This window comes from Pseudomonas sp. Tun-23181, assembly GCF_057415455.1.
Genome location: NZ_CM171630.1, coordinates 3,726,730 through 3,738,494, shown reverse-complemented (window position 1 = coordinate 3,738,494; position 11,765 = coordinate 3,726,730). Strand labels below are relative to the sequence as shown.

General features: G+C 65.0%; 12 protein-coding genes. 6 read left to right on the top strand and 6 right to left on the bottom strand.

Annotated elements, in window-relative coordinates; translation table 11 throughout:
• Positions 1 to 4: 4 nt before the first annotated feature.
• The 6 genes from ACDI39_RS17805 to ACDI39_RS17780 all read left to right on the top strand — a co-directional run bounded on the left by ACDI39_RS17805 (position 5) and on the right by ACDI39_RS17780 (position 6,201).
• Complete coding sequence (locus tag ACDI39_RS17805; RefSeq protein WP_225790015.1) at positions 5 to 1,411, top strand: M16 family metallopeptidase; 1,407 nt, start codon at positions 5 to 7, stop codon at positions 1,409 to 1,411.
• Positions 1,412 to 1,577: 166 nt separating this feature from the next.
• Positions 1,578 to 2,600, top strand: a complete 1,023-nt coding sequence (locus tag ACDI39_RS17800; protein WP_225790014.1) for a DUF5924 family protein — start codon at positions 1,578 to 1,580, stop codon at positions 2,598 to 2,600.
• A gap of 118 nt (positions 2,601 to 2,718) precedes the next feature.
• On the top strand, positions 2,719 to 3,852 hold the full coding sequence (locus tag ACDI39_RS17795; protein WP_225790013.1) for an ABC transporter permease: 1,134 nt from the start codon (positions 2,719 to 2,721) through the stop codon (positions 3,850 to 3,852).
• Positions 3,849 to 4,643, top strand: coding sequence for an ABC transporter ATP-binding protein (locus ACDI39_RS17790; RefSeq protein WP_225790012.1), 795 nt, complete (start codon positions 3,849 to 3,851; stop codon positions 4,641 to 4,643). The genes ACDI39_RS17795 and ACDI39_RS17790 overlap by 4 nt, the downstream gene beginning before the upstream one ends.
• Before the next feature lie 2 nt (positions 4,644 to 4,645).
• The gene (locus ACDI39_RS17785) at positions 4,646 to 5,584 is read left to right on the top strand and encodes an MlaD family protein (protein ID WP_225790011.1); all 939 of its coding nucleotides are present in this window, start codon (positions 4,646 to 4,648) and stop codon (positions 5,582 to 5,584) included.
• The gene (locus tag ACDI39_RS17780; protein ID WP_253080766.1) at positions 5,581 to 6,201 is read left to right on the top strand and encodes an ABC-type transport auxiliary lipoprotein family protein; all 621 of its coding nucleotides are present in this window, start codon (positions 5,581 to 5,583) and stop codon (positions 6,199 to 6,201) included. Before ACDI39_RS17785 ends, ACDI39_RS17780 begins: the two co-directional genes overlap by 4 nt.
• On the opposite strand, the gene ACDI39_RS17775 is transcribed toward ACDI39_RS17780, so the two are convergent.
• From ACDI39_RS17775 to ACDI39_RS17750, 6 genes are all read right to left on the bottom strand, one after another.
• Complete coding sequence (locus ACDI39_RS17775) at positions 6,183 to 7,412, bottom strand: nucleoside recognition domain-containing protein (protein WP_225790009.1); 1,230 nt, start codon at positions 7,410 to 7,412, stop codon at positions 6,183 to 6,185. The two genes, ACDI39_RS17780 and ACDI39_RS17775, sit on opposite strands and share 19 nt — an antisense overlap.
• Positions 7,413 to 7,547: 135 nt before the next feature.
• Positions 7,548 to 8,882, bottom strand: a complete 1,335-nt coding sequence (gene gltP / locus ACDI39_RS17770; RefSeq protein WP_225790008.1) for a glutamate/aspartate:proton symporter GltP — start codon at positions 8,880 to 8,882, stop codon at positions 7,548 to 7,550.
• Positions 8,883 to 9,670: 788 nt separating this feature from the next.
• Positions 9,671 to 10,141 carry an inhibitor of vertebrate lysozyme family protein gene (locus ACDI39_RS17765; RefSeq protein ID WP_225790007.1) on the bottom strand — a complete coding sequence of 157 codons (471 nt, stop codon included), beginning with the start codon at positions 10,139 to 10,141 and terminating at the stop codon, positions 9,671 to 9,673.
• 2 nt (positions 10,142 to 10,143) lie between these two features.
• Positions 10,144 to 10,305: a DUF1328 domain-containing protein gene (locus ACDI39_RS17760; protein WP_011531543.1), complete on the bottom strand. Its 162-nt coding sequence runs from the start codon at positions 10,303 to 10,305 to the stop codon at positions 10,144 to 10,146.
• 41 nt (positions 10,306 to 10,346) lie between these two features.
• Positions 10,347 to 10,631 carry a hypothetical protein gene (locus ACDI39_RS17755; RefSeq protein WP_253080764.1) on the bottom strand — a complete coding sequence of 95 codons (285 nt, stop codon included), beginning with the start codon at positions 10,629 to 10,631 and terminating at the stop codon, positions 10,347 to 10,349.
• Between the two features lie 172 nt (positions 10,632 to 10,803).
• Positions 10,804 to 11,625: a BON domain-containing protein gene (locus ACDI39_RS17750; protein WP_486536965.1), complete on the bottom strand. Its 822-nt coding sequence runs from the start codon at positions 11,623 to 11,625 to the stop codon at positions 10,804 to 10,806.
• Between the last annotated feature and the right edge of the window lie 140 nt (positions 11,626 to 11,765).

The window sequence follows — 11,765 nt, the reverse complement described above, 5'->3', positions numbered from 1 at the left end:
GCCCATGCGTTGCCTGATGTTCGTTTGCCTGCTGTTGTGCAGCCTGCCCACGTTCGCCCTCGATCGCTCCCGGGTCGAAGGGTATCTATTGCCCAACGGCCTGCAGGTGATCCTCAAGTCGGGCTACGAGCGCGACCATGTGGCGATCCGCCTGGTGGTGGGGGTTGGCCTGGACGATTTCGACTGCGACCAGCGGGAGCTGCCACATCTGCTCGAACACCTGCTGTTCAGCGGCATCGACGCCAGCGGCGAGGGCGGCCTGGAAGAGCGCATGCAGGCACTGGGCGGGGAGTGGAACGCCTACACCAGCAGCGCCGACACCACCTTCGTCGTCGAGGCGCCGGCGCGTAACCAGCGCAAGGTCCTCGACCTGCTGCTGGCGGCGATCCGCGACACACGTATCGATGGCAAGGCCCTGGCCACGGCGAAGAAGATCATCGAACGCGAGGACGGCGGCCACTACGGCCACCTGCAGCGCTGGCTCGACCGCCAGGACATCGGCCACCGCGCCAGCGACCAACTGGCCGTGGAACTGGGCCTGAAGTGCCCGGAGCGCTCCAACCTCGACGACATGACCCTGGAGCAGGTCCAGGCACTGCGCGAGCACTGGTATGCCGCCAACAACATGACCCTGATCGTCGTCGGCGGCCTCGACCGCCTGCTGCCGGCCTACCTGGAGCGCACCTATGGCGAGCTGCCGGCCGTGGAGCCAGGCGAGCGGCGCAGCCTGGAAAGCATCAGCCGCCAGGCCGAACAGCGCCGCGACCTGACCCGCGGCTGGCTGGGCGACAGCGTCAAGCTGCACTGGCTGTTCATCGAGCCGGTGCTGGACAACGCCCACGACCAGACCCTCGACCTGCTCTCGCGCTACCTGGACTGGGCCCTGTACGACCAGTTGCGCCTGCGCCATGGCCTGTCCTATGGGCCCTCGGTGCAACGCGAAAGCTTTGGCGACCGGGGCATGCTCAGCCTCAATGCCGACCTCGAGCGGCAGGACATCGACGAAGCGGTCAAGGTCATGCAGCAGTTGTTCGACCACCTGCGCAAGAACGGCCTGGACCCGGACACCTTCGCGCGCCTCAAGGAAGCAGCCATCGCCCGCGAAAGCTGGACCACCCAGGGTAACAGCGCCCTGGCCGACTACTACTGGGGCGCGTTGAACGACTACACCGACGGGCGCTTCGCCGACCCGGTCCGCAAGCTGCGCCAGGTCAGCCTCAAGCAGGCCGACGAAGCCCTGCGCACGCTGCTCGACGACCCAGGCTACCTGCGTATCGAAAAACCGCTGCTCGGCTACGACGAACTCTACGGCTTGCTGGCACTGCTGCTGGGCCTGGTCCTGGCCGCCGGGCTGCTGCGCCGTCGCCGCCACCCGACGCCACGCTCCAGCGGCGCTACACGCCAGCCCTGATTCAGCGGTATCCTGTAGCCATCATCCGGCCCTTTCACGGCGGTTCGGCGCCCCGACGTGCCCGCTCCCACAGGATTCGTGCCAGGCTTTGCGCAAGCCTGTGGGAGCAGGCTCGTCCTGCGACCGAGCCAGAACCGGCACCTAAATCTCTCTGTCTATCAGCCCCATGCCTCCGATACCCAATTTCATCCTGCGCGTGATCGAACTGCTCAAGCGCTACCCCGGCATCATCGCGCTCTGCGGCTTTCTCTCTGGCATCGGCAGCTTCATCCTGGTCGACCGCCAAGCCGGCCTGGCCAGCTGGATCGCCATCGTCATGCTGGTCAGCTGGGTCTGGCTGATGCTGGAAAACACCCTTACGGGCCTGTTCGCCCGAGCCTTCAAGCGCGAGATCCCGCAACCGCTGCTGCGCTACGCGACGCAGATGATCCACCAGGAAAGCCTGTTCTTCGTCCTGCCGTTCTTCTTCATCACCACCACCTGGAACAGCGGGCAACTGGTCTTCACCGGCCTGCTCGGCGCTGCGGGGCTGATCTCGATCATCGACCCGCTGTACTACAAGTGGCTGGCGCCCCGGCGCTGGCTGTTCCTCGCCCTGCACACCCTGACCCTGTTCGCCGCGCTGCTCACGGCGCTGCCGATCATCCTGCACCTGACCACGGCGCAGAGCTTCAAGCTGGCCCTGGTCGCCGCCATGGCGCTGTCCTTCCCCAGCCTGGCCAGCAGCTTCCCGATCAACACCTGGCGCCGCGGCGTGGCTCTGGTGCTGGTGACCCTGGCAGTCGGCGGCGGTGGCTGGTTGCTGCGTTCCTGGGTGCCGCCGGCCACCTTGTGGATGACCGAGGTGGCCGTCAGCACCGAAGTGCAGAACCGCCAGCCGGGCGACTCTCTGGAGGAAGTCGCTGCCAGCCGCATCCGCAGCGGCGGCCTGTATGCCTATACCGCGATCAATGCCCCGCGCGGCCTCAACGAACGCATCTACCACGTGTGGCAGCTCGATGGTAAAGAGGTGGATCGCATCGCCCTGGATATCCACGGCGGACGCAAGGAAGGCTACCGGGCCTGGACGCACAAGCAGAACTTCCCGCCCAACCCGGTGGGCAAGTGGCAGGTGAGGGTGCTGACCGAGGATGGGCAGGTGATTGGCGTGTTGCGCTTCAGGGTGGTGGACGATGCACCTGCACAGTAGCCCGAGGGCACCGCTGAACCTGTCTGGGAGCCGGCTTGCCGGCGATAGGCTGCGAAGCAGCCCCAAATGCCGCCATTACGCTATGATCTGACTCGACGCCTCGCGCCCGGTCAGATGCATGGAGCCTATGACAACCCCCAGCGCCACCCTGGACACCAGTAGCCAACCGGCCTGCTTGCGTATCGCCGGCGACTGGACCCTGGCCCACTACGCCAGCCTCAAGCGCGAGAGTGAGCGCCTGCGCCCGCAATACGGCGACGACACGGTCGCCGACCTCAGCCAGCTGGGCCGCCTGGACACCGCCGGCGCCTCGCTGCTGGCCGAACTGCTCGGTGCCGAACGCCTGTCGCGCTGCACCGGCGACCTTCCCGACGCCAGCCGCGCCCTGCTCAAGAACGTCTACTGTTCGGTGCAGGACTACTGCATCCCGGTCAAGGCGCCGGAACGCCCAGTGCTGCTGCAACTGCTCGAGCGCATCGGCCGGGCCGTCGATACCCTCTGGCAGGACACCCGGCAACTGCTCGGCTTCATCGGCCTGATCCTCGAGACACTGCTGCGACGCGCCTTGCAGCCGCATCGCTGGCGGGTCACGCCGGTGGTTGCGCACATCGAGCAGACAGGCCTCGATGCCGCGCCGATCGTGGCCTTGCTCACTTTCTTGGTGGGCGCGGTGGTGGCCTTCCTCGGCGCCACGGTACTGGCCGACTTCGGCGCGAGCATCTTCACCGTCGACCTGGTGGCCTTCTCCTTCCTGCGCGAATTCGGCGTGCTGCTGACCGCCATCCTCATGGCCGGCCGCACCGCCAGCGCCTTCACCGCGCAGATCGGCTCGATGAAGGCCAACGAAGAGGTCGACGCCATCCGCACCCTGGGCCTGAACCCCATCGAGCTGCTGGTGGTGCCGCGGGTCCTGGCCCTGCTGATCGCCCTGCCGCTGCTGACCTTCGTCGCGATGCTCTGCGGGATCATCGGCGGCGCGGTGGTCTGCGCCCTGTCGCTGGATATCTCACCAGCCATGTTCCTCTCGCTGTTGCAGAGCGACATCGGCGTGCAGCACTTCCTGGTAGGCCTGGCCAAGGCACCGTTCTTCGCCTTCCTGATCGCCGCCATCGGCTGCCTGGAAGGCTTCAAGGTCAGCGGCAGCGCCGAATCGGTGGGCGCGCATACCACCTCCAGCGTGGTCCAGTCGATCTTCGTGGTCATCGTGCTGGATGCGGTGGCCGCGCTGTTCTTCATGGAGATGGGCTGGTGAACGGCACGCGCGAGAAAGTGATCGAGGCGCGGGGCATCTGCAACCGCTTCGGCAGCCAGGTTGTCCATGAAAACCTCGACCTGGACCTGTATCGCGGTGAGATCCTCGCCGTGGTCGGCGGCTCGGGCAGCGGCAAGTCGGTGCTGCTGCGCAGCATCGTCGGCCTGCGGCGGCCCAACGAAGGGCAGGTCAAGGTGTTCGGCCAGGACCTGGCCCAGGCCAGCGATACCCAGCGCTCGCGGGTGGAGCGGCGCTTCGGCGTGCTGTTCCAGAAGGGCGCGCTGTTCTCTTCGCTGACCGTGACCGAGAACGTCGCCCTGCCACTGATCGAGCATGCCGGGCTGTCCCGCCCGGACGCCGAACACCTGGCGGGGGTCAAGCTGGCCCTGGCCGGCCTGCCGATTTCCGCTGCCGACAAGTACCCATCGTCGCTGTCCGGCGGCATGGTCAAGCGCGCCGCCCTGGCCCGGGCCCTGGCCCTGGACCCGGACATCCTGTTCCTCGACGAGCCCACCGCTGGCCTCGACCCGATCGGCGCCGCAGCCTTCGACCAGTTGATCCTGACCCTGCGCGACGCCCTGGGCCTTTCGGTATTCCTCATCACCCACGACCTGGACACGCTCTACACCATCACCGACCGGGTCGCGGTACTGTCGCAGAAAAAGGTGCTGGTGGCCGCCCCCCTGGCACAGGTCGAGCAGACCGACGACCCCTGGATCCACGAATACTTTCACGGCCCGCGCGGGCGGGCGGCCGAAGACGCCGCCCGCCGTGCGGAGCAGGAGCGCTGAAGATGGAAACCCGAGCTCATCACGTCCTGATCGGCCTGATCACCGTCCTGGTGGTGGCCGGCGCCATGCTGTTCGGCCTGTGGCTGGCCAAGTCCAGCGTCGACGACACCTTCAAGGACTACGAAGTGGTGTTCAACGAAGCGGTCTCGGGCCTGTCACGCGGCAGCACGGTGCAGTACAACGGCATCAAGGTCGGTGATGTCACCACCTTGCGCCTCGACCCGCAGGACCCACGCCGGGTACTGGCGCGCATCCGCCTGAACGCCGATACACCGGTCAAGCAGGACACCCAAGCCAAGCTGACCCTGGCCGGCGTCACCGGCAACGCCTTCATCCAGCTCAGTGGTGGCACGCCGCAAAGCCCGGAACTCAAGGGCAAGGGAGGCCAGTTGCCGGTGATCGTCGCCTCGCCATCGCCCATTTCGCGGCTGCTCAACGACAGCAGCGACCTGGTGACCAACATCAACCTGCTGCTGCACAACGCCAATCAGATGTTCTCCGAAACCAATATCGACCGCCTGGGCAACACCCTGGCGAACCTCGAGCAAACCACCAGCGCCTTCGCCAACCACAAGGGCGGCATCGCCCAGGCCATCGAGCAACTGGCCGAGGTCGGCAAGCAGGCCAGCGCCACCCTGGCCGAAACCCAAACGCTGATGCACGACGCCAACGCCTTGCTGGGCAGCGAAGGCAAGCAGGCGATCGGCAGCGCCGAGCAGGCCATGCAGTCCCTGGCCGAAAGCACCGCGACCATCAACGCCCTGCTCAAGGACAACCGCCAAGCCCTCGACGACGGCGCCCAGGGCCTGAACCAGCTGGCCCCGGCGATCCGCGAGCTGCGCGAAACCCTCAACGCCCTGAAGGGTATCTCCCGGCGCCTGGAGGCAGACCCAGGCGGCTACCTGCTGGGCCGCGACAACAACAAGGAGTTCCAGCCATGAAACGGTCGCTGCGCCTGCTCGCCCTGACAGCCTCCCTGGGCCTGGCCACGGCCTGTTCGATCCTGCCGCAAAGCGAGCCGGTGGACATCTATCGCTTGCCGGTGAGCCAGGCCAACGGCAACCAGGCGCCGCTGGACTGGTCGCTGCGCCTGAACAAGCCACTGGCCAGCGAAGCCCTGGCCGGGCCGCGCATCGCCGTGATTCCCCAGGGCGACGTCATCAGCAGCTACAAGGGTGCGCGCTGGAGCGACCCGGTGCCGCTGTTGCTGCGCAACCGCCTGCTCGACGGTTTCCAGCGCGACGGCCGGGTACAGCGCCTGAGCGCGGACGACAGCAACCTGCAGGCCGACTTCGAGCTGGTCGGCGAGTTGCAGGCGTTCCAAAGCGAGTACCGGGCCGGGGGCGTAGAGGTGCTGATCCGCTATGACGCACGGCTGGTCCAGGGCCGCAGCCAGCGTATCCTGGCCAGCCGCCGCTTCGAGGTGCGCCAGCCGCTGGGCGACAGCCAGGTGCCAGCGGTGGTCGCCGGCTTCGGCAGTGCCAGCGACCAGTTGGTGGGACAAGTGGTGGCCTGGACCATCGCCCAGGCCGGCCAGGCTCAGGCGAAGAACCAGTAGCAGACGAAGATCGCCGCGATCACCCCGGATAGCTCGGCGAGCAGGGCACAACCCACGGTGTGGCGCACACGCTGGATGCCCACCGCGCCGAAGTACACCGCCAACACGTAGAAGGTGGTTTCGGTGCTACCCTGGATGGTCGCCGCCACCAACGCAGGGAAACTGTCGACGCCGTGGGTCTGCATGGTCTCGATGAGCATGGCCCGCGCCGCGCTGCCGGAGAACGGCTTGACCAGCGCGGTCGGCAGGCCCTCGACGAAACGGGTATCCATGCCCATCCATTCCACCGCATGGCGGATGCCGTCCAGCGCCAGCTCCAGGGCCCCGGAGGCGCGCAGCACGCCGACCGCGCAGAGCATGGCCACCAGGTACGGCAAAAGGCTCTTGGCCACGTCGAAACCTTCCTTGGCGCCTTCGATGAAGGCCTCATAGACCTTGACCCGTTTCAGCGCACCGATCACCAGGAACAGGATGATCACGCCAAACAGCGTCAGGTTGCCGAGGATCGACGAGAGGCTGGCCAAGGCCGCCGCCGACAGGGTGCCGAGGAGAGCCATGAAGCCGCCCAGCAGCAGGGCGCCGGGGATCAGGTAGGCGAGTACCACCGGGTCCCACAGGCGCAGGCGCTGCATCACCGCCACCGACAGCAGGCCGACCAGGGTCGAGCAGCTGGTGGCCAGGAGGATCGGCAGGAACACCAAGGTCGGGTCGGTCGCGCCCTGCTGGGCGCGGTACATGAAGATGGTCACCGGCAGCAGGGTGAGCGACGATGCGTTGAGCACCAGGAACAGGATCTGCGCGTTGCTCGCCGTGCTGCTGCTCGGATTGAGCTCCTGCAGGGCGCGCATGGCCTTCAGGCCGATGGGCGTGGCGGCGTTGTCCAGGCCCAGGCCGTTGGCGGCGAAGTTCATGGTGATCAGGCCCAGGGCCGGATGGCCGGGCGGGACCTCGGGCATCAAGCGGGCGAACAGCGGGCCCAGGACCTTGGCCAGCCATTCGACGATTCCGGCCTGCTCGGCGATCTTGAGAAAGCCCAGCCAGAGGGTGAGGGTGCCGAACAGCAGGACCATGACCTCCACGGACAGCTTGGCCATGGCGAAGATGCTCTCGACCATCGCGGCGAAGATGCCGGCATTGCCGCCGACCAGCCATTGGGCCAGGGCGGAAATGGCCGCCACCAGGAAAAAGCCGAGCCAAAGGCCGTTGAGCATCCGTGTGTTCCCCCTGAAAAATGCCCCGAATGATAACGCATGCCGGTCGGTTGAGCGGGCTTGCCGGGCGAATGCGTCGGTACAGACGACAAAAAGCCCCGACAAGTCGGGGCTCTTCGGTGCAACGCAGCAGGGTCAGCGCTTGGCGGTCTCGCCCACCATCACGGTTTCCCGCTTGCCCGCGGCCTGCATCAGCGAGCTGTAGTACTGCTCGCCCTTGGCCGCATCGTACATGCCTTCCCAGCGCGCGATGACCAGCGCGGCCAGGGCGTTGCCGATCACGTTCAAGGCGGTACGGGCCATGTCCATGATGCGGTCGACACCGGCGATGAAGGCCAGGCCTTCCAGCGGGATGCCCACGCTGCCCAGGGTCGCCAGCAGTACCACGAAGGAAACGCCCGGCACGCCGGCGATGCCCTTGGAGGTGACCATCAGGGTCAGCACCAGCAGCAATTGCTGGCCCAGGGACAGGTCGATGCCATACAGCTGGGCGATGAAGATCGCCGCGATGCTCTGGTACAGGGTCGAGCCGTCGAGGTTGAAGGAGTAGCCAGTCGGTACCACGAAGCTGCAGATCGACTTCGGCGCACCGTACTTCTCCATCTTCTCGATCACCCGCGGCAGCACGGTTTCCGAGCTGGAGGTGGAGTACGCCAGGATCAACTCGTCCTTCATGATGCGCATGATCTTGATGACCGAGAAGCCGAATATCCGCGCCACCAAGCCCAGCACCATGAAGGCGAAGAAGGCGATGGCGAAGTACACCAGCAGCACCAGCTTGGCCAGCGGCAGCAGCGAGGCGAAGCCGAAGTTGGCGACGGTGGCGGCGATCAGGGCGAACACACCGATCGGTGCGTAGTTCATGATCATGTGGGTGACCTTGAACATGGTCTCCGACACAGCCTGGAAGGTACGTACCAGCGGGTCGCGCAGCTCCGCCTGCAGGCTCGACAGGCCCAGGCCGAACATCACCGAGAAGAAGATGATCGGCAGCATCTCGCCACGCATCAGCGCCGCGAAGATGTTCGACGGGATCAGGTTGAGCAGGGTCTCGATGAACGCGTGCTCATGCTGCACTTCGGCCGCGGTGGCCTGGTACTTGGAGATATCGACGGTGCCCAGGGTGCTCATGTCGATGCCGGCACCCGGATGGAACAGGTTGGCCAGGACCAGGCCGACGACGATGGCGATGGTGGTCACCACTTCGAAGTAGATGATGGTCTTCAGGCCGATGCTGCCCAGTTTCTTCGCGTCGCCTACCCCGGCGATGCCCACGATCAGCGACGAAATCACGATCGGGACGACGATCATCTTGATCAGGCGAATGAAGATGTCGCCGGCGGGCTGGAGGACGTTGCTGATCCACCATGCCTTTTCTGCACTGAAATGATTAAGCAGCGCGCCGACTGCAACGCCGAGTACCAGACCGATGACGATCTGCCAGGCGAGGCTTAGTTTTGCCTTCTTCATGTCATTCCCCTTTGTTCTAGTGGTCACGGGCACCAACCGGAAAAGCGCGTTGCAGAGCCGTTTCCAGCCCATATGTCAGCGTTTTGCTTCCGTTCGGCGGCTCCATGGAAGGACACCGCAAGCGAGCGACACGGCGCTCGGGTCAGCGAAAAAGGCGGCAACTATTGCGATGCAAAAGGGGGCAGTCTAATGCCGGAAACGAGTAGCCCATGCCGAATCGGCATGATACTTCCAGAGGAAATCGGGCATCAGAAGAGGTTGTCTTTTCTGCGTTCGGATTTCCGAACAAGACCAAAGCGCCATTTTTCGGCAGATTTGGCTGCACCCATTCGAGGGTGTGAACGGCCTGTTCGACAATCCGAATGGCCAAAATCGCCCCCGTCGGGGACGGTAGGGGATCGAAAAAAATTTCGATGTACGGTCGAGACAAAATGTGTCTCGGGGCAATTTCGCTTTTTTCCGTAGGAAGGCGTGCGGATCGAAAGAGGATCTTGTCGAGGGAAAGGGTGGGAGAAACGTGGATGCCTTCTTTATATAGAGGTACCTCGGAAGCCAGGCCCGAGCCCATGCCCATCCGACACGGTCGGCCTGAAGCTTCCGACGTCACCTTCACCTGACCCGGCCCATCGCGGAGGCACTCCCTGTACCCCTAGGCCACTCCGGTCCTGCAACAACCAGAACGGCCCGGCCCCTTGGTCATGCGCCATCCCTCCTCGGGGCGGCGCATCATAGAAGCCGGAAAGCGGGAAAAGTTCGGCTTCTACAGCGTTACAACGCGCGAGCTTCGGTCAGTACCACTTCGGGTCGCGCTTGAGCTGCTCGCGCAGCATGGCCTTCATGCCGTCGTCCGGATCACCCAGCCAGCGGTATTGCGCATGGCGGGTGGGCGACTTGTCCGAGGGCAGGCCCTCCGGGACTTCCACGAGCATCCCGTAGGCGTCGTCCTTGTCCCAACTGAACGCCACGATCAGGCGTTTGTAGGTGCAATTGTTCTCCGATTCGCACAAAGGCCCGACCAGATACCGGTCGCCATCCTCGGTGACCGCCGACATCTGCTCCTGCGAACTGCCGGTGAGGTTGATCACCCAATCGGGCAGCCGCTCTTCGCCCTCGAGGGTGTCCTGCCAGGTTTCCCGGTACTCGGGGTCCGTACCCAGCAGCTGATTGACCCGGACCTGGCCGTCATTGGCCGCCATCGCCGCCGCGCCACCGCCCACTAGCAGGGCGGTAGCCAGGGCTGTGCAAAGCATCCTGCGCATGTTCAACCCCTGCCACGTCCGAAGAAGAAGGAAGCCACGAACAGGACCAGGAAGATGATGAAGAGGATCTTCGCGATACCAGTGGCGGCGCCGGCGATACCACCGAAGCCCAGCACGGCGGCGACAATGGCGATGATCAGGAAAGTGATGGCCCAACTCAGCATGATGGTTCTCCTTTCTTTTCGAAATCAGCCTGGCGTGGCGCTCAGAACACCCAGCGCTCCTGGGGTGCGACGCGCTCCAGGGTGGCAGGGGACGCCTTTGCCGCCGGCAGCGGCTCGGTCGCCCTCACCAGGGTATTGGCACGGTTCGCCTGGATCTGCGCCAGCAGCGCGGTCTGCGCCGCCACCTGCTCGGCCAGCCGGGAGGTCTGCCAGCTGTAGTAGAACTGGCCAGCGGCCAGGGTCAGCAGCAGCGCCAGCCCGAGGTACAGGCACTGGCGCAGGGGCAGTGCGGTAGTCTGCGAGCGGTTGACGGATGGGCGGTTCATGCCAGCTCCTCCTGCTGTGTTTTTATTCGAACCTGCCCAGGAAGTTGCAGCCTGCATGCCAGCCTTGGCCATCTGTAAAATTCCTTTTAAAACAAAAATATAGAAAAAAACTCACGAACACCGGGGACGTATCCTGCACGATGGACCCGGCAAGGTCGTGCGTTTTGCACGATCATCCTTCCACTTTGGTGGCGATCTTCAGCAGGTCGGCGTCCACGCCTCGCACACCGATGATCTGCCTGGCTACCTCCACGGCGATGGCCTTCTGTTCGCTACTGACCACCTCGCCAGACAGCCGGACCAGCCCTTGTTCGCTGGCCACCTTGATGTTCAGGCCATCGAGGTTGCGGCTGAAGCGTAGACTGTTCTGGATCTTGGCGACGATCCAGCTGTCACTGGGTTGCGGCCCCGTGGGCGCATCCACCGGCTTTTCCCGGGCCTTGGCCATGGCGGCGCTGTCCAGGCTGACCAGGTTGTTCACCAGGTGCACGCCATCGGTGCTACGCGCCAGCACGCCGGCCAACTCCTTGGCCTCAGGGCTATCGACCTTGCCCCGCAAGGTCACCACGCCCTCACGGCTCTCGACCTCGATCGGCGCCTTCTCGGTGATACGGCTCCAGAGCAGGCGTGCGCGCACGATCGCCGCGAGCGTGGCGTCTTCCAGACGTTGGGCGTAAGCCCGCAGCTCCTGGGGCCGCTCGACCAGCTCGGGGTTGACCCGCAGCTGGTTGTCGACCTGCTCGATACCACGGGTGGCAAGGGCCACACGCTCGGCCAACTGACTCTCGACCGCGTTCTCCACTTCGCCGGAGAGACGGGCCTGGGCGCCGTCCACCTCGACCGTGATACGGAACGGGTTGAGCACACGGTTGAGCGACAGTGCGGTTTGCAGGGCGCCTTGCAGGCGCGCGTCCTGGACGGGGTCGGCGAAGGCCGGGGTGAACACCGGCAGCAGGCAGGCCGCCAACAGGGTCATTCGGGGGGAAAAGCGCATGAGACACCTCCTTGCTTGGCATAACAAAAGACAGTCGCAACCGCTGTGCCATTCCTAAAAGCCCGTGGAACCTCGTGCTGTTGGGGGACTCAGACCGAGACCAGGCCATTGGCTAGCATGCAAACAACGGATTCCTTCAG